This is a genomic window from Clostridium sp. C8-1-8, assembly GCF_009928445.1.
Classification (GTDB): Bacteria; Bacillota; Clostridia; order Clostridiales; family Clostridiaceae; genus Clostridium_AR.
The window spans coordinates 207,595-234,036 of the sequence record NZ_JAABNO010000003.1; the positions used below are offsets into that span (position 1 = coordinate 207,595).

The window sequence follows — 26,442 nt, forward strand, 5'->3', positions numbered from 1 at the left end:
CAATATTACAATAAATTTCAGCTTAACTGAAGAAGATAGCAAATATTAGTTCATTTTATTGATCAATTAATATACATTAAATGAGTCTATATAATCTTTTGCTTCTTTTAGACCAACACCAGTTGCCACTCTATATACTTTTATAGCTTTTATCTTTTTGCCTTCTAAAATAAGTTTTCTTATCTCATCATTTAAGTCATTATTCACGCTTTCAGAATTAGGTGCTTCACTTTTTATATTCATATTATCTACACTAGTTGTGCCAAGCTTCCTTTCTAGCATCTCTAATGTATACTTAATACTTGACACATCACTTCTCAGCTTTCCAATAGCAGTAATCAGACCTATTAATATAATTGCACCGATTACAAGTATGATCGTAGTCATATCATTCATATACTCTTCCTCCTAATTTTCAAATTACTTGCTAATACCTTCCTATTGTATCCAATTTCATGCATTAATTTATGCATCACCGATACCCCATAGAAGTCAGCATTATCTAACATGTATAACTAAACTTTCATAAAGAATATCTATATAAAACAGCCAGATAACACCAACCTAAATTTTACCACAAATTCCTTTTCTATAACAGAGCAAATGTACAGAACATTTTATTAGCATATGTTTTTTCCTTGAAATACTATCAGATATGAACTTCACCTAAATATATGTGAACTTTTGAGAAAAATGATATAATATATCCATAGTTAGACTTATTTTTTAATGTTAGGAGAAAAATTATGAAAAAATCAACAATACTTTTAGCTTTAATTCTTTCTTTTGGCTTGGTTGGTTGCGGTAATACTGATAAAGGTAGCACCACTACAACTCAAAGCAATCCTAGTGATACTAATTCCAGTTCAAATACAACTGCTAAGGATGATAATATAATAAAAGCTGAGAAGAGCATAGAAAAACTAAGTTCACTGGTTGATGAGAAAAAATATGATGAGGCTAAAGCACTAATACAAGATCTAAGCAAACAAAAACTTGATGATTCTCAAAGAGAGAGTGTAAATAAATTAAAGAACAGAATAGATACAGAATTATCTAAGGCAGCTACTGATAAAAATCAAACTACCTCTACTAGCAAGAAGCAGCAGTATAAAGAAAAGCTAGATAACTTAGAGTTAAGCTTAAAGCCTGCGGAAACTAAATTACAAAATGGTGCTACAACAAAAGATATGAGAGAAGCTGCAGGAGACATATATAAGGCTTGGGACAACGCTTTAAATGAAATTTATGGAGTCCTAAAAGAACAACTATCTGCTAGTGATATGAAAAACCTACAAACTGAAGAAGTTCAGTGGATAGCAAAAAGAGATGCCAAGGCTAAAGAGGCTTCTTCCTCAGTAAAAGGTGGAACTTTAGAACCTGTAATCTATACAGATTCCTTGGGACGAACAACTAAGGATAGATGTTATGAGTTGGTCGAGAAATATATGAAGTAAGTTTCTTAAACAATTTTATTAGTTTTCACATCTATTACTAATTAGCTATTCTAGCAATTTACTCCACTTTGCTTATTGGCAAATATAAATAGCCTCTAAATATAAAGTGGAGTTTTTTATCCTCTAGTTTAGAACCATTTAGATATATTATTGGCAATAAATTTTTCTTGAATAATATAAAAAAATTAAAGCTTTAGTAGCCAGATTAAGACCATTATAAAAATTTATTAACCTACGAAATAAACTTTTCATACTATGTCACCTAAAAATATATTGTGTGAGAAAATAAAACTTTTTAAAGGAGATTATATATGAGTAATAAAATAAGACAAGCAATTGAAAGCGATTATTTTGAACTAAATGAATTAGTAAAGGAAGTACATAAACTTCATTTTAGAAACAGACCAGATGTTTATGTTGATTCAGATACCCCTTTTGACAGAGAAAACTTTATACAACTACTAAAAGATAAAACTACCAGAGTATTTGTAGTAGAAGCTTCCTCATCTAACCACTTGTTAGCCTATAGTATAGTTACTATAATGCCTCCAAGAAGCATTCCAATTCTTAAAGCATCCTCTTTTGCTTATATTGATGCCTTTTCCGTTAAGAAAACTAACCAAAGAAATGGTCTTGGCACTTTACTTTTTAATCATATATTAAGTTATTCAAAAGCTGAAGGAGCTTCCTCTATTCAGTTGATAGTATGGGAGTTCAATAAGGATGCAATTGAGTTTTATGAAAAGATGGGATTAACAACTAGGAACCGAAGAATGGAACTAGTCATATAAGCTTTAAAACATATTTATCCTAATTGTTTTTTCAGAAATTTTTATTTATCTATTATGAAATGAATATTTTAACTGCTATTTACAAATCCTATATTATGTAAACATTTGTATACTATATAAATACAAATGCCCTTACTACAATACTTTCCATTATACCTAACCAGTTTTATAAATATTTTATAGAAGCAGTTTTAAACTGCTTCTATAAAATAAAACTAATTATTCTTTTTATTAAACTATTAATCTATATTAATTAAATATACTTATGCATTTTTCACATTTAATTATATACTTCATGTTGTATGTTGATCCATTCTTCAATTATTTATGCTTTCTAAAATGCAACTCATATTTGTATTGATTTCAATTAAAATATAAAATCAGAATTTAATTATAATAAATTTATTAAAGTAAAAAAGTCGCTGAAGCGACCTATAACTTTATACTTTCTTCCAAGAAAGTATAAACAGCCTATGAAGTTAAAAACTTTATAGGCTGTTTTTATTAATAAATATTCATTGTTGTCCTAACTTTTAAAACGAAGAAATAGATTTAATCTTATAAACTTAGGCTAGCTTTAAATTAGAAACCAATTTCTTTATAGTCAAAATAATCTTCACCATTAGCTTTAGCAAGGCATATCCAACAAGGCTTCCGATAATAGCTGACATAACATCATCTATATCAGCTACTCCTAGTTTTGTAATATGTTGAAGTACTTCTGTAAATATAGCAAAAGCCAGTGATACAAGTGCAATACTATTAGCATTTTTTATTTTATTAACAATAACCGGGATAAGAAATCCAAATGGAATGAATGCAATAACTGGTCCAAAAAGTGCACTAAACCATGTGGAGTTGTTAATATGATTAAAGTTAGTCAAGTAAAAATATATGGATTTGAATGGAACCAGATTTATTGTATCAAAAGTTACCTCGCCCTTATACCTTAGAAACGACACTTGTATAAACATTAACATATACATCGTAAATAATATGGCTGCTAGTATACTTGTAGTTCTAGAAAAAGTATTGTATGTATTGGCATAATTCTTTTTTATCTTTTTAATCTCTCCGAAGTTTTTAATCGCCATTTCAACTGCTTCGCTTTCAGAAAAACCTTGGCTTATAAACTCTTGTTTTAACATATTTAGATGATCTTCTATTTCATCTGCAATGTCTTTCTTGCTACTTGAATCAGTAAGTATATCCTTCAATATGTCATTAATATAATCTCTAAAACCATTCATACTTAATCCTCCATTTAAATTTTTATTATTTCGGTTGTTATTTCACGTTTTAATCTCTCAACCATTAACTATAATTTTTTAGAACCGTTGATTAAATAATTTATTAATTTTCCTGATCATTAATCCCTTATTTACAACCTTATTTCATTGATATATACATTGTATCACTATGTACATTGTTAATCAATATATTTTATTGTAATTATATCCAATAAACACTTATCTATCCACTTAACTATTTCTAAAATAACACTAAAGAATTCCTATATTTCAACCTAAACTTTACTTGAACAAAACTTATTTTTATATCTTTATACCAAGGTTTAATTAATCCTTGAATATTTGACTGAGAAAGCTATACTATGATATATTTTACATATTATCAAGTATTTAGCCACTATATAAATATTAATCCATCGATTGTTCCTCAACTCTAATATATCCTTAATTTCCACTATATCAATTATTCTTATGATACCTCGAGCTTCCAAGAGTAAAAGTTCGCCCCCCCTCAATATAACTATATATTTATATAATTTTATAAATATTTGATTCTAGTCTACATGAAGTTTTAATTGCAAATTAACTGTTTACATAAATATAAGTGTGGTTGACTTTCATATTTATATTACTGTTTCCATAAGGTAGAGACTTAAACTATAAAATTTTCACATTGGAGAGAGGTTTTCAATATGAACTACTTAGAAATCTTTGACGATATTACTAGCATAATGCATACAGATTATTCAGGGTGCAACGATAAAAAAGGCTGGGATGCTCCTGAAATATTTAGAAATCAGCTTATATCTCTTGAAAAGGACAATAATTTAGATGTTATTACTTTTAAAGAAATAGTATCAGAATATTTATTGGATTTTAGAGATGGTCATGTGTCTTTAACATTATCAGGAAATAATATCTCTAAGCCTTACGATAATGGCTTTAAATGTAGAAGATATAAAGATAAATTATATATAACACAGGTTGGTAAAGAAACAAGACTTAAAAAAGGAATGGCTATTATAGCTATAGACGACATATCTATAGCAGATCTTGGCAATAAATACAAGAAGAATATTCAAGTCCTTGGTTCTCATGCTGAACGAGAAAATTGGTCTTCTGTATTACTCAAACATAAACAATGTGTTATTGAAACAAAGTCTGGCGAAGCTTTTGAAATGCTTTTAGAAAAGTATGAAAAAGAAAAATATATTCCTGAATACTCCATAAAGCCAATGGAAAATGATACCCTATTAATTAAAATAACAGATTTTAATGATGACGATGCTATTAGTAAACTTATAGAAAATAATAAAACTGCATTGGATACAGCTAAATATTTAATAATTGACGTAAGAGTAAATTATGGTGGAAGTGATTCTGCTTATATGAAATTGCTTGACTATATATTCCCTAGAGAAATATCCTTTGATCAGTTACATATTGATCTAGCCCAATACAATATGACTGAGAGAAATTATACTTTGAGAGCAACTCAACTTAAGCAATATATTACTCAAGTTGAAGACCAAAATACTAAAAAAGTTCTTCAAGATTATCTTAATACAATGGATAAATACAGAAATAAAGGTTTCGTAGAATTCGATATAAACGATTCTGTGCTAAATGTAAAAATCAATGGAAGAAAAGTTCCTGAAAAGATAGTTGTTCTTCAGGATGTATATTGCGGTAGCTCTGGTGATTCTTTCGTAGTAATCGCAGGTCAGTCAGAAAAGGTAACCTTAATAGGCCGTGGCACCGCTGGTATCACTGATTATAGTAATGTAGCAGTGCAGCCGTATGAAAATGGACTTATGTTATGGTACCCAACTTCTAGAGATGCTAACATAGATAATGGTAAAGGCTTGACTGGATTTGGCGTTGCCCCAGATATTTATATTCCATGGACCCCTGAACATATAAAAAAAGACATAGATTTGGAAAAAGCAATTGAATTTTTAACAAAATAATATTTACTATATAGAAAAAGGTTAATAGAAGCCAGTTCTGTCTCCTATTAACCTTTTTATGTAGCTATATTTTAAATACGCCTTTGCAATAATTACTGAATTCTAATTAATATTTTTTTAGCCATTCTGAAGCCAATTCAAACCAGTGTTCACAATGTGGATTGATATGATTCTTCTCAGAGGCAGTATATTCATTACTTAAGGATAATCCATGCACTCCGCTTTCAAAAACATGAAGTTCATATGGAATCTTATTCTTACTTAGCTCATAAGCCATCTTTAATGAGTTAGCTGCATATACTAGACCATCATCTGCGGTATGCCAGATGAATGTTGGTGGTGTATTCTTAGTGACATAGTTAGTAGGGCTAAGCTTTGCTAGTTCCTCGTCAGTCTGCACATCTGTTCCAAATATAGCTTTATTAGATACTTTCCAAAAGTCAACAAGCCATCTGTTTTCGCTTGCTGCCACTTCTTCCTTCATAATATTATAGTCTATCAGTGGATATCCTAAAATAACAGCATTTGACTTGAAATAACTACTGTCTACTCCAAACTTTTCTGTCAGTAAAGAATCCTGCCAATGAACACCCATACTTGCAGCCAAATGTGCTCCAGCTGAGAATCCACATAAGCTTATCCTTTCACTATCTAAAAACCACTGCTCTGCATTTTCTTTTATAATCATCATGGCTTTAGCAAGATCAAATAGTGGTCCAGGATAAACTGCTCTTTCATTGAATTCTGGTAGATCATCAAAGTCAATCTCCATCTTGTTAAAGCTAGTACTGTACCTCAATACAAAAGTATGGTACCCTTGAGATGCAAATTTCATAGCCATTGGTTCAGCTTCTCTATCTGAGGTTCCAAGATAGCCTCCTCCAGGTATAACGATTACAGCAGGTCTCTTATTATTAGTTTGAAATTCTAAGGAATTGTCCAAAATATAGGTAAAAAGATTAACCTCTTCATTATCTTCCCATAGCTGAATTTTCTTAATTAACATTATAAACTCCCCCTACCCTTGTTGTTTGTATTTATAATTAATATTTATACATTCTGCCCAACAAAAAATCTAGAATATTTATTCTTCTTAACAATTATACTAATTCCAACTTTATAGTTAAAATAGTGTTTTCTTCGAGCCTTTTAAACTCTATTTTAAAGAGCTCACTATAAATTAAAATATCTAAATATATACTATATTCCACTGGGATTTTTTACTAGTATGCACCATAGTAATTGTTAGCCAGTAAGTACAAACTACTACTAAATTATACCTCTTTGCTTTTAATACTTAAAGTATTAATTTAATTTGAACTTTTTTTATAATTCTACGTTTAATATGTACGAGGTGAATAAAATGAACGCAATAAAGATAGAAAATCTTAATAAATCTTATGATGGCAGCACTAATGCTTTAACTGACATAAGTTTATCCATACCAAGAGGCGAAATATTTGGTTTTCTCGGGCCCAATGGTTCTGGTAAAACTACCACTGTTAGAATCCTAAATGGAATTCTTGCTCCAACCTCTGGACATGCTGAGATCTTAGGGATACCTGTAAGAGACAATCCTATTGAGATTCATAGGTTATGTGGAGTTATGACTGAAAGTTCTTCCTGCTATGAGAGTCTTACCCCAGAGCAAAATCTAATGTTTTTTGGAAGAATGCATGGACTTGAGGAAAAGCCTCTAAAAAAACGGACTAACTCTATTTTAGAAAGACTAGAACTAATAGATGTTAAGGATAAAAAGGTAAAATCATTTAGTACTGGAATGAGGAAAAGAGTTTCCTTGGCTGTGGCCTTAATTCATAAGCCTCAAATTCTATTTCTTGATGAACCTACTTCTGGTTTAGATCCTGAAAACGCTCTTAATGTTACAAAGCTTATTAAGGAACTATCTGAAGAAAGTGATGTTACTATATTTCTTTGTACACATCAACTGAAATATGCTGAGGATATTTGTACCTTATATGGCTTCATAAATAATGGCAGCATCCTTGGCTTAGGTACCTTCAATGAACTTGCTTCAAAGAAAAATGCAACACTTAGACTTCAGGTTAGAGGAAGAAATATTCCTGATAAACTTGGATTTATTCATGAAGATAAAGATTTATATAGTAAATCCATTTTAGGAGATACAGAGGTAAATAGTTTGATTCAAGGTATACTGACAAGTGGTGGAGAGATTTACGAGGCTGTACAGCAAAAATGGTCCTTAGAAGAACTTTATTTTAAATATATAAAGAATTTCTGATTGAAAAACAAAAATTATAAGTCTGGAGTGATTATAACATGAATAGAAGTGAAAAAACATTGATATATAAAGATATAAATGAAATCACCAGTTCAAAGCAGGTTATTCTTCCAATGACCATTGTACCTCTTATCATGATTGTGCTGATTCCAATAGCTGTATTGATAGGAGCTAAATATGCTGGTAGCGATACTAGTTTGCTTACCAAGCTTGGACCTCTTCTAAAAAAATTGCCAGCTGAGTATACTTCCTACTCTCCAGCCCAGCTTTTAATAAAGGTAACTATAAACTTCATGTTTCCATCCTACTTCCTTATAATTCCTATAATGTGCTCAGGTGTCCTTGGTGCCAGTAGCTTTGTTGGAGAAAAGGAACATAAAACTCTTGAAACTTTACTCTACACTCCTATTTCAATGGAACAGTTGCTTAGGGCTAAGATATTGGGAGTTTTTATTCCATCGTATATTGTAACTTTGATATCCTTTATATTACTTGGCATTATATTCAACGTAGGCGGTTATATTTATTTTGGAGCATTAATCTTCCCAAATATTCAATGGCTCATTATAATATTTTGGATAACTCCTGCAGTTAATTTTTTATCTTTGACTTTTACTGTTATGGTTTCAGCAAAGTCACAGACCTTTCAAGAAGCACAGCAAGTAAGTGGACTTCTTGTACTTCCTGTAGCTCTTCTAATAGTTGGTCAGATGACAGGTATGCTTTTACTTAATAATCTTATTATGTTCCTAGGTGGAGCTGTTATATTGATAATAGATTATTTATTAATTAAGAGAATCTCTGCTAAGTTTACTGCAGAGAAATTAGTCTGAGTATATAATTATAATTTTCTTGCTGATTTAATCTCAGAAAAATTCAATAGAGTTAATTTGTTCATGTGTCTTTTGTAATTAATAAGCCATTGCTAAATAGTCTTACTATTCATCAATGGCTTTACAATAATCAAGCAAAAAATATTCCTTATAGTGGATTTTATATTATTAAAATGTTTTATCTTATATCTTTTAATGGCTTTTCTTAATGGTATAGTAAAAAATCTTATTAATCCTCTTTCTCAACAATTCTTTCAATAGAAGAAGGAAGTTTTTCAAGCTTGTCTTTTAAAAACTTAGGGTATAATTCTTCATTATTTATGATTTTCACATCTACCCACCTAAATTCGAATTTATTTTTCCCTTCAGTAACGTAGAATAAATCTCCTTTATCCATAAGTAAACTATCTTCACATTCAATCAGATAATAATAGCATATTTCATGGCATTTATTATCATTAAAAGTATAAAAATCCTCACAAATCCAAAGTAGTCTATTAACACTAACCTCAATACCTAATTCTTCCTTCATTTCTCTTACTATTGTATCTTCGGTACTTTCAAACATTTCCAGTCTGCCTCCTGGCAAAGCATAAAAATCATCATTTATTCCCCTATGTATAAGAATTTTATCTTTGTTAAACAAAAGCCCTGCTACACGGAAATTAAAAGTTCCTTCCTCATTCTTAAAATTAATCATAACTACTCTCCCCCCCATACTCTTTACAACATTAAATTACAATAAGCTTTAGTGCTATACGTATAATTTCACATGAGGATTATTATACCATAAATTCAAATAACATATATATTAATAATTGGTTTTCTCTAATAAAACCACAATACCTTAGATTGAAAATTGAATAGTTATATCTTATGAAATTGTGAGAATGTCGCAAATTATTATATAAAATAACCCTCACTGCATATGGAAAGAATATTAAAAAAAGTTAATTGTTATACATATAAAAATTTGTTATAATAACTACTACTCAAAATAAAAGCATAAATTAAATAAAAATTTAAAATAATTGGGGGACAAAAATGAATAGACTAAAATTGATTTTACCTACACCAGATTACAAAGAAATGATACTTGATTACAAAAGAGAATTTATTAAAAATGGAGATAGCATGGATGGAACCGCTGGCCTAGCCAATTCTGAAACTTTTGAAGAATGGTATAGTGCACTTTGTGACAACTTAAAGGAAGAAACTGTGCGTAAAGGGTTGGTTCCAGCAACTACATATTTAGCACTATCTAGGGATGACAATCACCTAATAGGTATGATAGATATTAGACATCGCTTAAATGATTATTTACTTAACTTCGGTGGACATATAGGTTATAGTGTTAGAAAATCTGAAAGACAGAAAGGTTATGCTACTGAAATGCTATCATTAGCACTAAAAGAATGTTTGAAATTAGATATTAAAAAGGTTCTAATTACTTGTGACAATGATAATATAGCCTCTGCTAAGACTATAATTAACAACGGCGGAAAGTTAGAAAATGAAGTAGAAAATGATGGCCCAGTTACACAAAGGTACTGGATAACCTTAGAGTTATAGTATTAAATAAAATTTTTTTTTATTGATCATCCTAACTAGCTGTGTCAAATCTTTCATTTCACTAGATTTAGCTATAAAAAATTTTATACGTTCTTACTAAAAAGAAAAGCTTTTTCACTATACCTTTTCCATGGCTTTAGATTTAATTACGGATACCTAGACAGTAAAAATAGTGCTTTGCAAAGTTAGCAAGCTGTTTAAGCATATTCATAACCCCTAAAACAGCTTGCTAATAAATTAATTACCATATAAATAGGGTTCTGAAATGCTCATAACTTTAATTTCATTATCGAATATAGCAGTTAAACAGTTGCTGGTTTCATATTTGGGCCAGTTGACGCCTTCTATCTGTGGTGTCCCATATCTAATAAATGAAATCCACAACTTGTGCATGTTATCAGCTAACAATCTATTTTTTTCTGACTCTATTTGGAAAGCTTTTAGATTATTGAATACAAAAGGTATTTCTAACCCATTAACAGCTTTTGATGCGAAATAATGTTCAGTGACGGTATAATCAAACCTATACTTAAATGTTTCTACTACAATAGGTTTCATAATTTCTCCCTCCATAGCTTTTTTATTTATTTGAGAATTTAATAAGTAATCTTTCAAAGTTCTTTTCTGCATTTTTAAGTGTAATAAAAAGTATAAAGCCTAATACACCAGAAAAAGCACAAGACCCTATTATTTCAAGTGCGTTCAATTCTAATAGTTTAGTTGAAATATAGATTATATATATATTTATAGGCAGAAATATAATGGCAGTCACTAGGCCAGGAACATAGTTTTTAAAATTTAAAGATAGTTTAAAATGTGCTGTAATAAAATGCGCTGTTACAGTAAACAAAAATCCATACCAAATATAATAATTATTAAAAATAATTGAAACTAAGGTAACAATAGAAAGTATAAAAAATAATATTTCAACTCCGATAGAAAATTCATCAGTACTCCTAAAGTCCTCATAGGGCTTCTTTTTCATTGTGCAAGCTTCAAGACTTGACTGATACCTTTCTCTCCAAACCTTTATAAATACTATCTCTTCAAAATCATGAAGCATAAAAATAATTGGCAATAGCCATGCAATAGAATTCATACTATTCATACAAATCAACTCCTTAATATAATATGTCACACATGAGACATCTACTTCCAAATATAGTATAATACTTTTAATAGCAATATCAATACTATTTGAATAAGTGCTACATATATGATAAAACGTGACACTTTAGGAGGTTATAAAATTGAAAAAAACAAATCCAATTGCTGAGCAATCAAAAAGATGGTTAGTAAAAGCGTTAATTGAATTAATGCAAGAAAAGCCTTACTCTAGTATTTCAGTAAAAGAAATTGCTGATAAGGCACAACTATCTCGAAGAACTTTTTATAGAAATTTTAATATAAAAGAAGATTTGTTAACCGAATATGCTAACTATTTATTTAAAGAATACATGGATGCATTAAAAGAACTAACAAATTTAAATATTTCAGATCTCTTTATTGTGTATTTTAAGTTTTGGAATAATCATCTAAAAGAGTTAAAGCTATTTAAGAAAAACCATTTATTTTACTCTCTTATGGAGCAAATAAATTTATTTATCTCTCACTTTAATACCATTCCTAATGTAAAGTGGCACGATTATGATAACCAGGCAGAAGAAGAATATATAAGTTTTTATAATATAGGTGGTCTATGGAATGTATTATCAAATTGGATAGACCATGAAGATAGAGAATCTCCAGAAGAAATGTCTAAGATATTGACCAAAGCAATTAGCAATTTTTCCAAGGGGCTTTAGGGTCAATGGTTTGCATGAACAAAAAAGAAAGCAGCTTCTTCAAGCTGTACCCTCTACTAAGTTATTTATAAGCGTATAGATGTCACACTTCACCTTATTTGTAGCACTTGCGTTAAAGCTATTGATTTGTATAATTGCAAATATTATACTAAAAACCATAAAGTGTCACAAGTGAGTCACTTATTTTAAATTAGTGGAGGTAATATTTATGAGAACCTTATTTACTATGATTTGGCTTTTTCCTATACTATTCATGCTTCATGACTTTGAAGAAATCTTAATGATCACTGCTTGGCAAGAGAAAAACAAGCAATATATAGCCGGTAGACCTGGTAAATTCATCCCTTATAATTTTAAAGGATCTACAGCTTCTATAGCCTTCGGAGTTGCTATAGAATTTCTTATCATATCTATACTTACTATTATCGCTTATCTATCTAACAGCTTTATTGGCTGGTTTGGCTTATTTACTGCCTTTGTCATTCATCTAGTGCTCCATATCATAATGAGTATAAACTTCAAAAGATATGTACCAGGAGTATTCACCAGCGTCCTCTTCCTTCCTCTTTGTATTTTTATTGAATACAAAATTAAACTTCATATTTTATCCAACCTCAGCATATATACTCAAATAATTGCAGTGCTTGTAGGTACAGCCTTAATGATAGGAATTATATATACTCTTCATAAATTGATAGAAATTTTTAGCTTATGGTTAGAAAAGTACAAAGTTAATACTCCATAGAAAATTTCTATTACAATAAATAAGACTGTTTCAAAATCACCAATTAATTTTGAAGCAGTCTTATTTGTTTTGTTAGTTATCTTTTCTTAAACTTAATTTTCTATTACTTATTTTCGTTACAATAGTTTTTATTATAACCACTGATAAAAATATAAAACTCCAATTTAGAAAAGCATCTCTATATGCAGTTTTAGAAAGCTCTCCCCAAAATCCAATTCCCCATACAGCTATAAATATAACTACTATAGATATAAAATACTGGACTAAAAGTTTTACGTATGAATTCTTAATATTTATACAGGAAAATATTCCATACACTCCTACTCCTACAAATGTAAATAATGCTCTTATCAATATATGAGCATTTGTATCAGTAGGTTGTCCAATAAAAAGTTGGTAACTGGAACTGATTAACGTTACCAGTGTAAAAATTGCGGTAAACATTATAGCTAAGTTAGTTATCTTTTTCATAAATTCTCCCCTTATAATATGTAATAATTAATTATAATAACTTTAACAGCATTAGTTCCATTATACACCATTTTATCCATTTTATTTACTCTTTTTATTATTTACTAAAGCAAATTAGTTTCACCTATACTAACAAAACTAAATATATGCTGCTTTGTATAAATATATCTAAATAATTATGGGGAGAATAAGTCTTTACTGTGTATAACTAAACCAGCGCTAATCCATAGAATATTACGCTGGCTTGATTGCTCTATTTGACTTATAGGACTCCTATAAAGAATTCTTATATGGAAAATTAATTTTCTTCATAACATATTATAGGAGTTCCAGGCTCTATATTTTCAAAAATAGTCTTTGCCAAATATAACGGGGCATTTACACAACCATGGGTTCCATCATTCTTATAAATATCTCCTCCAAAGGAATATCTCCAACTAGCATCATGTATCCCTATATTACCGTTGAAGGGCATCCAATATGTCACATCTGATTCGTAGTTTTCTCCTCTTAAGGTAGATCCTTTTTGTTTATAATTAAGCATGTATATTCCAAGACTTGTTGCATTTCCCCTGTTAGGATTGCCAGTTACTACATCCCCTTGGGTTATTAGCTTTCCGTCTTTATAAAACCAAAGATATTGCCTTGTTATATTTATTTCTACATAGGTGTCTCCTATATCATTTTCACCTCTTGTCACAGCCTTTTGTGTATATATAGGCTCACGCTCTAATTTTTTACCAACTTTTATACTGTTTATAATTTCCTTTACTTCAGCAGCTTTATTAATCTTCCAACCATAGAATCCACCACCTACGTTTAAAGTCTTACCTATAGAGCTCTTAAACTTTCTTGGTATTCCTACAGTATCGTATTTTTTACTTAGACTGTTCACATATTCATTTACAGCTTTCTCGTCTAGTTTGGCATCTAGATCATCTCTCACTGAAAGCCATTGGTTTATGGTACCCCCATCCAAAGTTTCAATCTTATCTCCTAATAAATAAGTAATTTTTGCAGACACGTAGGTATCAAGCAGTTTTTTAGTTTTATCGGTTTTCTCTGATTTCAAAGTATACTTTGGGTTTTCATAGCATGGACACTTATTTAATTCAATATTTTTAATTCCTTCCATTATGCTACTTTCTACTGATTTATGAAATTTGGCTCTATCTATCTTGTTTCCTTCAACTTCTTTAATTAACTCATAGGCACCATCTACATATTTAAAAGCAACATTCTTAGGTTCTATTACATCCTTATTTAGGCAGTTTAATTGATTTATCCTATTGTCTAAGCTTAATTTATCATACACAAACAGATCATCTACCAGATACTTTTGCTCTTTAAAAATCGAAATTCCCCACTTAAATGAATTCTTACTGCGGTAAATGTTAGTTAAACTATTTTTCTCATTATATTTTAACCCTATAGCTCGTCCATCTATTTCTTCTGTTCCCCCATCTCTTTCAATAAGCTTAAGCTTATAATCCTTAACACTATTTTTTATTATATCCTTAACCTGATCATGAGACTTTAAAGACACATCTACCCCATTTAGTGTGGTATTAAAAAAGAAATGTCCAGCAAAATATATGGAAACTAGCAAATATATTAATATAACCACTGATATGCAAATTATTATATTTCCTGTTAGCTTCCTTTTAAAAAATTCCTGTATGTTTAGCTTCCTAATATCGATTTTCCTCATACCCTTTATATCCTTCATCAAAAATACTTTTTATTAATCCAGCTATTACTTTTTCCTAAAATCCCTATGTTTATCATAGCAAACTTTGAAACTATAAATTTCCTTTTAAAGCAGCATATTAAAAACTGCACCGTTGGGTAATATACATTTTTAAGAATAAGCGACTAATATTTTAGTAACACTTTATAATATGTTTGTATTTTTGATTTTAAACCTACTTCATGCATATCTATACTATAATTTTTCAGGCTACACTCTAACCCTAAGTTAAAGTATAGCCTGAACATAAAGATATATAAGATTTTACTACTACAATACGGAGTCTATTTTGAAAACTCCTTTTTATTCTAATAGGATAATTTGAGGATATATAAATTATTTGTTAATAAAAGAAGCCCCATATGCTAAATAGACTGCTGTGCCCGTAGCAAAATAATTACATTTTTATCTATCCTAGATAAGCCTCTCTAACCATATCACTTTTTAATAGCTCCTCTCCTGTGCCCTCTAGTATTATAGAGCCTGTTTGAAGCACATAGCCTCTACTTGCAATCTTCAGAGCTTTATTTGCATTTTGTTCTACGAGAAGTATAGTCATACCATTTGAATTCAACTTTTTTATTATGTCGAATATCAGTTCCACCATTAATGGTGCCAATCCCATAGAAGGTTCATCCATTATAAGAATAGACGGTTCGGACATAAGAGAGCGACCTATAGCTAGCATTTGCTGCTCTCCTCCACTTAGAGTACCGCCTTTTTGCTTTTCCCTTTCCTTTAATCTTGGGAATATCTCATATACACCTTCTATGCTCTTCTTTATCTTATTATTGTCTTTGAACCTAAAAGCACCCATCTCTAGGTTTTCTTCAACAGTCATTCTTGGAAATATCTTTCTCCCCTCTGGAACATGAGCTATACCAAGTGCAGAAATCTTGTGAGCTGGAAGAGTATTTATTATTTTATCTTCAAAATAAATTTCTCCAGTTCTTGGTTTTATTATGGATGAAATTGTTCTTAGAGTTGTACTTTTTCCAGCACCATTACTTCCTATTAGGGTAACAATCTCACCCTTTTTCACTTCAAAGGAAACATCCTTGAGAGCATGAATACTTCCATAATAAGTATTCACGTCTTTTAATCGTAGAACCACCTCATCTTTGGCCATATTTCTCACCCCTTATGCTATTACCTCTTCTTTTTCCTCACCAAGGTAAGCCTTTATCACTTCTTTATTATTTTTTATAGCTTCTGGCTTGCCTTCTGCAATTTTCACCCCATAATTAATAACTGCTATCTTATCCGACAGCCCCATTACAAGCTTCATATCATGCTCAATAAGTAAAATAGAACAGCCAAAATCCTTTCTTACTTTCAATATAAAATGCTTCATTTCCTCTGTTTCCTTTGGATTTAAACCTGCTGCAGGTTCATCTAGCAGTATTAATTTAGGTTTTATTGCAAGAGCCCTTGCTATTTCTAACCTTCTTTGATCACCATAGGGAAGACTTTTTGCTAGTTCCTTCTCTTTCCCATTAAGCCCAACATACTCCAATAGCTTTAAGGCTTCTGAGTAAGCCTTCCCCTCTTCATTTTTCAATCTTCTAGTTTTAAATATTACATCTATTATCTTATAAGGTATATTGATATTCATTCCAACCATTATATTTTCAACGGTCAGCATCTCTGGAAAAAGCCTTATATTCTGAAAGGTTCTAGAAATCCTAAGACTAGCAACCTTCTCAGGAGTAAGTTTATTAATCTTTTTGCCATCAAATATTATATCTCCTCCATCTGGAATATATAGACCACTTATCATATTAAAAAAAGTAGTTTTTCCAGCACCATTTGGACCAATCACACTTACAATTTGTCCTTTTTCTATTTCCAAATCAACAGCATCCACCGCTATTAATCCTCCAAAATGCTTACTTAGGCCTTTTATCTCTAATAATGACATACACTACACCTCCTTTATACTAATGGTTGTTTTTCTTTCTTAACGATACCGAATATCTTTTTGCCTGCAAGATGTAGCTTTCTCTTGGCAGGTAATATTCCCTTAGGTCTGAGTATACACATAACTATAAGAATCAAACCAAAAACTAGTTTCTCATATTTTGCAGGATCCAATTGTGATGGAAGATTGATAATACCTGCATTAGATAAGTCACCTAAATAACCAGACAGTGATTTTAATATTTGAAGCTGCAATACCACTACCGCTGTAGCTCCTGTTATTACGCCAGCTATACTACCCATACCACCTAAAAGTATCATTGCAAGTATACCTATCGATTCCATAAATCCAAAGCTAGATGGATCGATAAAGTTTTGTTTTGCAGCAAATATAACACCCATCATACCTGCAAAAGCAGCTCCACAAGCAAAAGCAAATAACTTCATCTTTACAAGAGGAATCCCCATAGTTCTTGCAGCCAATTCATCTTCTCTTATTGCAGTCCAAGCTCTTCCGATCTTAGAATTATTCAGCCTATTCACTATCACTATGGTTAGCATCAAGACTACAAGTACAATGAAGTAAAAATGAATAGGTTTATTTAAGGTAATTCCAAATAATTTTGGCGGTGAAATAGGCACTATTCCCTTTGGTCCATTTGTTATATTTAGCGGTTTATCCATATTATTAAGAAGAATTCTTATTATTTCTCCAAAACCTAAGGTCACGATGGCTAGATAATCACCCTTTAATCTTAATACTGGAAGCCCTAGCAGAACTCCTACAATAGCTGCTACAATCATTCCTATTATTAGGAATAGCCAAAAATAGTTACCTGAAATTGGGCTCCAAGACTTACCCATAAAGCCACTAGCTTGAGTTGATGCAAAGATAGCATAAACATAGGCACCAGTAGCGTAAAATCCAACATAACCTAGATCTAAAAGCCCTGCAAAGCCAACAACTATATTAAGTCCAACGGCTAGTACTGAATAAATTCCTACCTCTGTTAGTACATCCAAATAATAAGTATTGCTATGTCCCATAACAGGAATTACTATAAGAAGATTAGCGGCTGCTATAGCTAGCTTTATTGGAAGCTTCAAATCACATTTGTATAAAACAAATAGTGAAACTAAATATAGTAAAAATATAATTGTGGAGTTGCTAAAAACAAGAAAAAGTATTGGTGCTGCAATAATAACTGGAATTTGTAATTTGCTTAATAATTTTCTCATCAACTACACCTTCTCTCCAACAGTTTGACCTAGCAGTCCACCAGGTTTAAATAGAAGTAAAATTATAAGTATTACAAAAGCAAAAATATCCTTATACTCTGCACCTAATACACCATGAGTTAATGCACCTAGAGAGGCAGAGGCAAAGGTTTCTATAACTCCAAGTAAAACACCACCAAGCATGGCACCAGGTATATTTCCAATTCCTCCTAATACTGCTGCTGTAAATGCCTTCATTCCTAATATAAATCCGATATAAGGATCTACTAGAGAATACTGAACTGCGAACATTGTACCTGCTGCCCCACCTAGTGCTGCTCCAATTAAAAAAGTTAAAGAAATTACTTTATCAACATTAATACTCATAAGACTTGAGGTAGATTGATCCTGAGCAACTGCTCTCATAGCCTTTCCCCATTTTGTTTTAGATATAAAGAGATTTAAACCTACCATAATCGCTACTGCAATTATTGCTATATAAAATACTTTAACGGGTATGTTAAGACCATTTGATATCTTTATGTTTGAACTAAATATGGTAGGGGTTGTTAGATAAAAAGCATTTCTTGCCAAGCCTTCTATTAATCTCACAAAGTCTTGGAGAAAGAATGAAACTCCAATTGCTGAAATAAATGGAATAAGCTTTGGTGCATTACGAATGGGTTTGTAAGCCACTCTCTCAATAAAAACACCTAAGGTTCCGCTAATAAGCATAGCAATTAACAACGCTATTATTAACGCAAGAGGAGCTGGTATAGAGCCTAATATTCCAGCACTTTGGGCAAATAGCAACACCTCTGTTCCAGCAAAAGCTCCAACCATAAATATTTCACTGTGAGCAAAGTTTATAAACTCTAATATTCCATATACCATGGTGTAACCTAAGGCAACTATTGCATAAACTAAACCTAAGGTTAAACCATCTACTAAAAGTTGAGGAATCATTTTTAACATACTCTCCATTTTTTCACTTCCTTTCAAATTACTTAAAAATGGATTACTATCTATTCAAATAAGTTGTTTTTATAAAGATGTACCACTACTGACTGGCATAATTCCATAATTAAGAAGCGAATTGTAACTAGTAGTTTAGATATTAAGTGGTACATCCTTGTATAATAATCAATATTTATTATCTCATTTGAAAACTTTATTTCAGATAATCTTTTGCAGTTATAGTCTTTATTACTGTAGGTGGATATTTAGCTTCCTTAAATTGAGATATAAACATAACTGCATCTTCATTGTCTCCTTTAGAATTAAAGGTAACTGTTGTTGCAACTCCTTTGAAACCCTTTATTGCTCTAACTGCTTTTGTAACTTGATCTTGAGTTGGCTTCTTGTTTCCGTTGTCTTGTACAGCTTTCTTTAGCCCATCTAAAAGAACATTCATAGCATCATAACCATATATTGCATAGTTTTCAGGTTGATTTCCGAACTGTTTCTTGTACTTTTCTGCCCAAGCTCTTCCTTGTTCTGTTAATGATACATCTGCAGCCATTGTTGTATAGTAAATCCCCTTTGAACTATCGCCTGCAATTTTAACTACTTCCGCAGAGTCCATTCCATCAGGCCCTATAAACTTGGCAGTAATGTTCTTTTCCTTCATCTGCTTTATTATTAATGAACCTTCTGGGTACATACCTCCAAAATAAACAACATCTGGCTTGACTTGAGCCACTTTATTTAACACACCACTGAAGTCAGACTCACCAGCTGTTATACCTTCATATCCAGCAACAGTTCCTCCTTTGTCCGCAAATCTCTTTTTAAACTCATCAGCAACTCCTTGCCCATAAGTAGTTTTATCATGAATTACAAAGGCTGTCTTTGCTGATAAATCACTTAAGGCAAAATCTGCAGCAACTGGACCTTGAACATCATCTCTTGTACATATACGGTTGACATCATCATAACCTCTCTCAGTAACTGCAACAGCAGTATTAGCTGGAGAAACCATTGCTAAATTTACATTCTTATATATTTCTGATGAAGGAATAGCAACACCAGAATTGTAATGACCTACAACCCCTAAAACATCTTTATCTGCTATAAGCTTTTGTGCTACTGAAACTCCTACCTTTGGATCTGCCTGATCATCTTGAGGACTAAACTGAAGATTAATATTAAGTTTTTTAAACTCGTCGCTTCTCTCGGTTAAAGCTAGTTTGGCTCCATTTTTTATAGATTCACCTATTGCTGCTTGTGAACCTGACAAAGGCGAAACACTTGCTATCTTTACAGTAGCCCCATTACTGCTAGAATTAGCACCCTTTGTACACCCTGCCATTGCTATTGTGGTCGTGAGCATAGTTGCCATTGATAAAAACAATAATTTCTTTTTCATTTTGTATCCCCCTATTTATTTATTTTTATATTGTCTATCCTAATATGCTGTTATTAACCTTTGATATTGCTAAGACTAGCTAATAGAAATTTTATAATTGGCCTAGACAGTAAAAAAAGCAACAGAGCATCAGAAATAAACTCTGAAGCCCCATCGCTTTCATTTTATGCTAGCCTTACTAGCATTACAGATATGTAATTTTCCAAATCTTGAAGCTCTGCAAAAAACATTTCATCAATTGTCTGATAATTAACTATATTTAAAATGTTAATATATTTCCAATTATTACACAAATCGTTTTCTCGCCGATTTATTGACATTTTATCACAAAGTAAACGCTATCAACTATATTTTCCTTAATTTTTATACGTATTTTGTATTAATTGCATTTTCTTTAAAATTGTTAATATAAATCAAAAACCTGAGGTTTTTCCTCAGGTTTTCATTACTATATGAATGTTTTAAATAAATGTTGTTCATCGTTATAAACTTATTAATTTAATCTCTAATCTCAATTTTTCTATATACTCTTCTCTTTCTAAATAAAGCTTCTCTGCCTCTTTAAGAGTTATTTTCTTAAAGCTAACATTATCCGATGGCTTTAGTTGAACCAACTTCGAAAGATCTACTGAGGCTACATGACATATTTTAGGGTATCCTCCTGCAGTGGCTCTATCCGCAAGAAGTATTATGGGATCACCATCTGGTGGCACTTGAATTGTTCCAAAAGAAACCTCTTCCGATATCATTTCTAGGCTCTTCTTTAACTCTATCTTAGGTCCATTTAATCTATAGCCCATTCTATCAGACTTAGTATTTACAGTAAACTCCTGGCTAAAGAAATCATTAATACTTTTTTCACTGATGCCTTTAAATTGTCTATCCTCAAAAACCCTCACTATCTCTTGCCCTGTTCCTTCATAGATAGCTTTATGCAGATACCAGCTTGGATAAATAAAATTATTCTTCTTATGAGATATTTCTAGCTTTTTTATTATATTTAACGAAAGACTGCTTTTACTTCCAACTTCCAATATATCATCTTTCCTAAGCGCTCTTCCATCTTTCCCCCCTAAATTACCTCTCAAATAAGTGCTTTTACTATTCATAACAGTTGGTAACTTAAAGCCTCCAGCAATTGATAGATATGCTCTGCAGCCACTTATACACCTTCCAAACTTTAATATAGAGTCTTCCTTTATGAAAATAGGTCTTCCCATGGGAACTTTTTCATCATTGATAGTAGGTGAAAGATTAGATCCAGTTATTGAAATCAAATTATTTTTCTCTATCTTTAAAGAAGGGCCAACTAAAGTTATTTCAAGTACCCCTTCACTAGGCTTATTTCCCACAGCAATATTACCCAGTTTCATAGAATACATATCCATTGCACCACTAACAATGACTCCATGTTTTTGATACCCAAATCTCCCATCATCTTGGACTGTAGTCAAAAGGCCTGGCTCTAATACAGTTATTCTCATTATTCATTCCCCTTTAATCGTTTATATTCATCATAGGAAATGGAATAAAATTTTGCTATATCACCACATTTCAAAAGTGTCTTTTCATCACTATTTAAATCAAATAACTTTAATGGAGTCCTGCCAATTATCTGCCATCCCCCAGGAGTTTCTATTGGATAAACACCAGTCTGACTTCCAGCTATTCCAACTGAACCTGCTGGGATAACCGTTCTTGGAGTGCTTCGTCTTTCCGTATGGATCTTTTCTGACAGCCCTCCCAAATAAGGAAAGCCTGGTGCAAAGCCAATCATATAAACTATATACTCACCATTTGAATGAATTTCTACTACTTCCTCTATGGTTAGATTGTTTGCTTTTGCCACATACTCTAAATCTGGGGCAAATTCCTTTTCATAGCAGACAGGGATTTCAACGATGTGCTCTTCATACTGGACCTTGAAATCAATTTTTGATATTATATCCTCTAATATTGATTTCACAGCCTCAAAAGGTTCACTACTTCCAATAGCCAAAGGATTGTAAACCACAGAGACAGAAGTGAAATACGGCACATATTCTATGAATCCATAAAAGGAGCTTTTATCTAGGTATTTGCAAAATAACCTTATCTTTTTATTTATCTCTTTATCAATTTTAACACCAAACTCAATTAAAGCTGAAGTTTCGGTTATTTGAGAAATATTGATATTATCTTCACCCATGCTTACCACCTACATTAGCATTTTATCGCTTTAAATTACTTACTTAGCTATGAATTATCTTATCTGCATAGAAAGAATTACTAAAGAATGCTCCTTAAGAGACCTTTTACTAAACATTATAAATTCTTTCTACCCTGTTTCCTATTGCACATACAAATTCATAATTAAAACTTCCTGACAAGTTGGCTAATTCCTCAACACTAATATAATTATTACCATCTTGTCCAACTAAAGTCATTTCATCTTCAATTTTACCATCCTCTATAGGGGTAACGTCAACCATCATTTGATCCATTCATATTCTTGCGATTATGTATGCATATTATCCATAGATTAATACACTTCCTCATTAAACACGTCCACGTTTATCCCCATCTATTTGCTATCTTAGTCTTCCTTCTCAATACTAAGTTTAAATATATCAAAATTAAACTTAGTATTTTTATCCAAAGCTCCTTATGAGTCCAATAGTTGAATTAGTAAATCTTTAGAACTAATATCAGTATTTCAAATCTATATTCTTTATATCAGTTATCAGCATATGACCTGGTGCATGGGTAATAGCTATTTTAGGCTTCACATTCATTACCACTGCTTGAGGAGTAACTCCACAGGCCCAAAACACAGGCACTTCACCATCTTTTATTGATACTGAGTCACCAAAGTCAGGTTTATTTATATCTTTTATCCCTATAATTAATGGGTCTCCTATATGAATTGGTGCTCCATGGACTTTAGGCATAGCTCCAGTGGCGAGAACCGATTTTATAATCTTATCGTAGGAAAGTGGTCTCATACTGACAACCATTTTCCCACTAAATACTCCTGCTGGTATACAATCTATGTTAGTAATATACATAGAAACATTAGCCCCCTCCTCTATATGTCTCATAGGAACCTGAGCTTCAAGGAGCTCTCCTTCAAAGGAAAAGCTGCAGCCAATTAAAAAGCTTACAAAATCCTGCCTCCATAGATGGCTAATATCTTCACACTCACAGGCTAAAACTCCATTTTCGTAAACTCTATACTTAGGAATATCCGTTGTGATGTCTATGTCTTCACCTAAATACTTTAACTTTCTATTTCCCACATCACTTACTTCAAGAATTGGACAAGATTTAGGATTTCTTTGAGCAAAGAGTAAGAAATCATAAGCTAATTCTCTAGGTAAAATCACTAAATTAGCTTGGGCATAGCCATCACACATTCCAGCAGTAGGATTTGTTATTTTTTTCTCTCTTATTAATCTTCTAACCTCTGAGGGTTTCATAGTTGAATAATTCATAACTTTCCCACCTCAAATTATATTTTGAAGCTTTTCATCTTCATATACATATTCCTCAGTTTTTTCGTAAAATCCTAGCTCCATTACTTTTTCGAACCAAGTAGCACAAGTCTTCTCCAAACTCATGGCAGAATCTATGGTTTCTCTCATCAGGCTAACTATAGATAAGTTCATCTCTAGCCCACAGCCATCAATGGCTGGAACTAAATCTCCATACATGTCTATCATCCCACTTCTAGAAGCAGTAATCATAGCTTCCTTTTGCATCTCTTTTGTATGCATTAAGCTCAAGTCCTTCTTCAAAAAAGCTAAGGCAGCCATAAGTCCATAGCATCCCCAGTCAGAAACCGTTGCAGTTATTATATTATCAGCTTTTGTATTAGCTAGTATTCCACCATTGCAGCCACAATTACAACTGCCTTTTGCAATATAAGGAACATATTTTTCTAAATGTTCCTTCAAGGTTCCCATACCTATTTCATTACCAAGATCCCCAATTGCTATATTTAAAACACCCTTTTTCTTTAACTTTTCAAATAATATATCCTGCTTTGCTTCTAAACTGGTTACGTCTAAACCCACAGCGTTATGGTACACCCCTTGAGCATTAGCTCCAGGACATTCTATACTTATAACTGCACTAGGAAGTCCCTTAGAAATTAGCTCCTCAGCTTGTAGCTCAGCCTCACTTTCCTTCTTTGCAAAGGAGATACCTGCTAGGGAAAGCGGGTATTCTCTTAGCTTTTCTATATTGTCATGAAAATGTAATCCAACCACATAGGCTAGATTTTCTACAGCCTTAATACTTTCCTCGGGGCACACTATAACAGGTTTTACATTAAAACCTTTTACCAAAGTTCTAGCTAGCAGCAGCGAGCTAACTATGCCATCCATTTCAGCCTTTTTGAAGGGTAACAAAACAAACCCTGTCATGATATAAACTAGCTCCCCTTCTTTTAGTGTACCTTCTAGTTTCTTTGCACTATTAATTGTTAGTGGATCTTTTGTGTATTTTCTTGATGCGCTATAAAGTATCCTACATACTCCATAGCCTCTTGGATCTAAATTCATTAAACTATCTAGATTCTCACCTACGTTTAATATGGTTAATTCTTTTTGATTCATACACCATACCTCTAACCTTATATTGTTTCTTCTAAAAATTCTTCAAGTAAAGCATTCTGCAATCTTTCAACTACTTCAGAAGCTTTTCCACCTACTGGCTTACCATCTATCTCGCAGGCACTCATGCAAAATTGACCAGAACTTGTAACTATTACTTCATCTGCTTCCATCAACTCTTTTAAGGTAAATGGGGTTTCATCTACAGGAATATTAAATTTCTTGCACATCTTAATTATATGAGCCCTTGCTATGCCTGGCAGAATCAAATTATCTGCCGGTGCAGTTTTAAAAACACCATTTTTAATTATAGATACATTACTGTGGGCACATTCTGTTACCCTATCACCTCTGTGGAAAATAGCTTCATCACATCCTGCTTCTTCAGTTTTTTGAGCTGCCATAACACTTGGTAATAAATTTAAAGTCTTAATATTGCAATGTAAGAATCTTGTATCTTCTATGGTTATTAGTTTTATCTTTTTCGACATATCTTTAATATTGCGTGGTGTAAGCACTATCCAGATATTAGCCTTTATATTCTCCTCAGGAAAAATATGATTACGCATTCCAGTTCCTCTTGTAACCTGCCAATATACAAACTGTTCTCCGCAGTCAACCTTTTTAACCATCTCTTGAAGCAAGCCCTTTAGTTCTTCTTTCGTATAAGGAATCTTAATTGAGAGTAATCCTGCGCTATTATAAAATCTATCTATATGCTCATCTAATGCAAATATTTTATGATTTCTACTATAAGTAGCATCATAAACTCCATCACCAAAATAGCATACACGATCATTCATAGGTATCTTCATGTTCTCGATTAAATCATACTCTCCGTTGTAAAACCCCAAATTTTCCATAAATATTCCCCCTTAAATTTTACTTATTTTTATTGTGTATCAATTTTTATGCCTATGTAATAATATTTCCATAGACTACGGATTAGTGTTTACTCTTTAGCTATTTTTCACATTTTATAGATATATAACTCTATAAAAATATAACTCATACTTATTAACACAGCGCCCTTGCTGTATAAATATGTATGAGTTTCAAATATTAATATAATACTATACTAGTTATAATTTTTTTTCAACATTTATTAATGGTTATAGAATATTTATTTTTATTATCAGTAAATTAATTTTTTCTATTTATCCTTTAATACGGAAAATCTTTTTACTGTACATTAATATTAACTTTATGTTGTTAAAAGTATTTGAGTCTCCATATTAATATTTTTCAGTATGTAGTTTGTCTTTGTCTTTGAAAGTTCCCATACTCACTTCTATTAAAGCCCTTGTATCGTTACCTAACTTACTTTCATCTAAAACTGTTATATAATTACTTATTATTAATCTTTCTATATTTTATTTATATCTTACAATCTACTATAGCAACAGTTAATGTATTCATAGTTAAATGTTTAGC

Annotated in this window: 27 protein-coding genes; 8 read left to right on the forward strand and 19 right to left on the reverse strand. The window is 31.6% G+C overall.

All coding sequences use genetic code 11. The annotated features are described in order from the left end of the window. Window positions 1–66: 66 nt before the first annotated feature. Entirely contained in the window at window positions 67–396 is a 330-nt protein-coding gene (locus GXK57_RS04745; RefSeq protein ID WP_243156367.1) for a ribosomal protein L7/L12, read from the reverse strand. A gap of 350 nt (window positions 397–746) precedes the next feature. On the opposite strand from GXK57_RS04745, the gene GXK57_RS04750 reads away from it, so the two are divergent. Both GXK57_RS04750 and GXK57_RS04755 read left to right on the forward strand, forming a co-directional pair. Then, on the forward strand, window positions 747–1,457 hold the full coding sequence (locus tag GXK57_RS04750) for a lysozyme inhibitor LprI family protein (RefSeq protein WP_160672220.1): 711 nt from the start codon (window positions 747–749) through the stop codon (window positions 1,455–1,457). Between the two features lie 311 nt (window positions 1,458–1,768). Then, entirely contained in the window at window positions 1,769–2,248 is a 480-nt protein-coding gene (locus GXK57_RS04755) for an N-acetyltransferase (RefSeq protein WP_160672223.1), read from the forward strand. 566 nt (window positions 2,249–2,814) lie between these two features. On the opposite strand, the gene GXK57_RS04760 is transcribed toward GXK57_RS04755, so the two are convergent. Continuing rightward, window positions 2,815–3,498 carry a VanZ family protein gene (locus tag GXK57_RS04760; RefSeq protein ID WP_160672226.1) on the reverse strand — a complete coding sequence of 228 codons (684 nt, stop codon included), beginning with the start codon at window positions 3,496–3,498 and terminating at the stop codon, window positions 2,815–2,817. Window positions 3,499–4,190: 692 nt separating this feature from the next. Here GXK57_RS04760 and GXK57_RS04765 point away from each other — a divergent pair. Beyond that, window positions 4,191–5,468, forward strand: coding sequence for a S41 family peptidase (locus GXK57_RS04765; protein WP_160672228.1), 1,278 nt, complete (start codon window positions 4,191–4,193; stop codon window positions 5,466–5,468). A gap of 106 nt (window positions 5,469–5,574) precedes the next feature. On the opposite strand, the gene GXK57_RS04770 is transcribed toward GXK57_RS04765, so the two are convergent. Continuing rightward, window positions 5,575–6,474 (reverse strand): alpha/beta hydrolase, encoded by a 900-nt coding sequence (locus GXK57_RS04770; RefSeq protein WP_160672231.1) that lies wholly within the window; start codon window positions 6,472–6,474, stop codon window positions 5,575–5,577. 357 nt (window positions 6,475–6,831) lie between these two features. Here GXK57_RS04770 and GXK57_RS04775 point away from each other — a divergent pair, with 357 nt between their 5' ends. Both GXK57_RS04775 and GXK57_RS04780 read left to right on the forward strand, forming a co-directional pair. Then, on the forward strand, window positions 6,832–7,731 hold the full coding sequence (locus GXK57_RS04775; protein ID WP_160672234.1) for an ABC transporter ATP-binding protein: 900 nt from the start codon (window positions 6,832–6,834) through the stop codon (window positions 7,729–7,731). 38 nt (window positions 7,732–7,769) lie between these two features. After that, a complete protein-coding gene (locus GXK57_RS04780) occupies window positions 7,770–8,564 on the forward strand; it encodes an ABC transporter permease subunit (protein ID WP_160672237.1) in 795 nt (264 codons plus the stop codon). 229 nt (window positions 8,565–8,793) lie between these two features. On the opposite strand, the gene GXK57_RS04785 is transcribed toward GXK57_RS04780, so the two are convergent. Next, window positions 8,794–9,264 (reverse strand): NUDIX hydrolase, encoded by a 471-nt coding sequence (locus tag GXK57_RS04785; RefSeq protein WP_160672240.1) that lies wholly within the window; start codon window positions 9,262–9,264, stop codon window positions 8,794–8,796. 344 nt (window positions 9,265–9,608) lie between these two features. Here GXK57_RS04785 and GXK57_RS04790 point away from each other — a divergent pair, with 344 nt between their 5' ends. Next, on the forward strand, window positions 9,609–10,136 hold the full coding sequence (locus tag GXK57_RS04790) for a GNAT family N-acetyltransferase (protein WP_160672243.1): 528 nt from the start codon (window positions 9,609–9,611) through the stop codon (window positions 10,134–10,136). 237 nt (window positions 10,137–10,373) lie between these two features. Here the strand turns inward: GXK57_RS04790 and GXK57_RS04795 are convergent, their stop codons facing one another. Together GXK57_RS04795 and GXK57_RS04800 are read right to left on the reverse strand one after the other, a co-directional pair. Next, window positions 10,374–10,694: a carboxylesterase family protein gene (locus tag GXK57_RS04795; protein WP_160672246.1), complete on the reverse strand. Its 321-nt coding sequence runs from the start codon at window positions 10,692–10,694 to the stop codon at window positions 10,374–10,376. A 22-nt stretch (window positions 10,695–10,716) separates the two neighbouring features. Then, window positions 10,717–11,244 (reverse strand): HXXEE domain-containing protein, encoded by a 528-nt coding sequence (locus GXK57_RS04800; protein WP_160672249.1) that lies wholly within the window; start codon window positions 11,242–11,244, stop codon window positions 10,717–10,719. Between the two features lie 142 nt (window positions 11,245–11,386). Between GXK57_RS04800 and GXK57_RS04805 the strand changes: the two genes are divergently transcribed. Together GXK57_RS04805 and GXK57_RS04810 are read left to right on the forward strand one after the other, a co-directional pair. Then, entirely contained in the window at window positions 11,387–11,941 is a 555-nt protein-coding gene (locus GXK57_RS04805) for a TetR/AcrR family transcriptional regulator (protein WP_243156368.1), read from the forward strand. A 208-nt stretch (window positions 11,942–12,149) separates the two neighbouring features. Beyond that, window positions 12,150–12,686, forward strand: coding sequence for an HXXEE domain-containing protein (locus tag GXK57_RS04810; RefSeq protein ID WP_160672252.1), 537 nt, complete (start codon window positions 12,150–12,152; stop codon window positions 12,684–12,686). A gap of 72 nt (window positions 12,687–12,758) precedes the next feature. Here GXK57_RS04810 and GXK57_RS04815 read toward each other — a convergent pair whose 3' ends face one another. The 13 genes from GXK57_RS04815 to GXK57_RS04875 form a co-directional block, all read right to left on the reverse strand. After that, a complete protein-coding gene (locus GXK57_RS04815) occupies window positions 12,759–13,157 on the reverse strand; it encodes a DUF6608 family protein (RefSeq protein WP_160672255.1) in 399 nt (132 codons plus the stop codon). 298 nt (window positions 13,158–13,455) lie between these two features. Further along, window positions 13,456–14,868, reverse strand: coding sequence for a peptidoglycan binding domain-containing protein (locus tag GXK57_RS04820; RefSeq protein WP_347709079.1), 1,413 nt, complete (start codon window positions 14,866–14,868; stop codon window positions 13,456–13,458). A gap of 448 nt (window positions 14,869–15,316) precedes the next feature. Then, window positions 15,317–16,036, reverse strand: coding sequence for an ABC transporter ATP-binding protein (locus tag GXK57_RS04825; RefSeq protein ID WP_160672258.1), 720 nt, complete (start codon window positions 16,034–16,036; stop codon window positions 15,317–15,319). A 12-nt stretch (window positions 16,037–16,048) separates the two neighbouring features. Continuing rightward, the gene (locus GXK57_RS04830; RefSeq protein WP_160672261.1) at window positions 16,049–16,828 is read right to left on the reverse strand and encodes an ABC transporter ATP-binding protein; all 780 of its coding nucleotides are present in this window, start codon (window positions 16,826–16,828) and stop codon (window positions 16,049–16,051) included. A gap of 14 nt (window positions 16,829–16,842) precedes the next feature. Continuing rightward, window positions 16,843–18,066, reverse strand: a complete 1,224-nt coding sequence (locus GXK57_RS04835; protein ID WP_160672264.1) for a branched-chain amino acid ABC transporter permease — start codon at window positions 18,064–18,066, stop codon at window positions 16,843–16,845. Between the two features lie 3 nt (window positions 18,067–18,069). Then, complete coding sequence (locus tag GXK57_RS04840; protein ID WP_243156369.1) at window positions 18,070–19,029, reverse strand: branched-chain amino acid ABC transporter permease; 960 nt, start codon at window positions 19,027–19,029, stop codon at window positions 18,070–18,072. Window positions 19,030–19,216: 187 nt separating this feature from the next. Further along, window positions 19,217–20,413, reverse strand: a complete 1,197-nt coding sequence (locus tag GXK57_RS04845; protein WP_160672267.1) for a branched-chain amino acid ABC transporter substrate-binding protein — start codon at window positions 20,411–20,413, stop codon at window positions 19,217–19,219. A gap of 482 nt (window positions 20,414–20,895) precedes the next feature. Beyond that, complete coding sequence (locus GXK57_RS04850) at window positions 20,896–21,897, reverse strand: biotin-dependent carboxyltransferase family protein (protein WP_160672270.1); 1,002 nt, start codon at window positions 21,895–21,897, stop codon at window positions 20,896–20,898. Further along, a complete protein-coding gene (pxpB, locus tag GXK57_RS04855; protein ID WP_160672273.1) occupies window positions 21,897–22,601 on the reverse strand; it encodes a 5-oxoprolinase subunit PxpB in 705 nt (234 codons plus the stop codon). The genes GXK57_RS04850 and pxpB overlap by 1 nt, the downstream gene beginning before the upstream one ends. 109 nt (window positions 22,602–22,710) lie before the next feature. Beyond that, complete coding sequence (locus tag GXK57_RS04860; RefSeq protein ID WP_160672276.1) at window positions 22,711–22,896, reverse strand: alanine racemase C-terminal domain-containing protein; 186 nt, start codon at window positions 22,894–22,896, stop codon at window positions 22,711–22,713. Window positions 22,897–23,100: 204 nt separating this feature from the next. Next, on the reverse strand, window positions 23,101–23,886 hold the full coding sequence (locus GXK57_RS04865) for a putative hydro-lyase (protein WP_160672279.1): 786 nt from the start codon (window positions 23,884–23,886) through the stop codon (window positions 23,101–23,103). 12 nt (window positions 23,887–23,898) lie between these two features. Next, window positions 23,899–25,011 (reverse strand): DUF4392 domain-containing protein, encoded by a 1,113-nt coding sequence (locus tag GXK57_RS04870; RefSeq protein ID WP_160672282.1) that lies wholly within the window; start codon window positions 25,009–25,011, stop codon window positions 23,899–23,901. Window positions 25,012–25,028: 17 nt separating this feature from the next. Then, window positions 25,029–25,871, reverse strand: a complete 843-nt coding sequence (locus GXK57_RS04875; RefSeq protein ID WP_160672285.1) for a D-amino acid aminotransferase — start codon at window positions 25,869–25,871, stop codon at window positions 25,029–25,031. Window positions 25,872–26,442 lie beyond the last annotated feature (571 nt).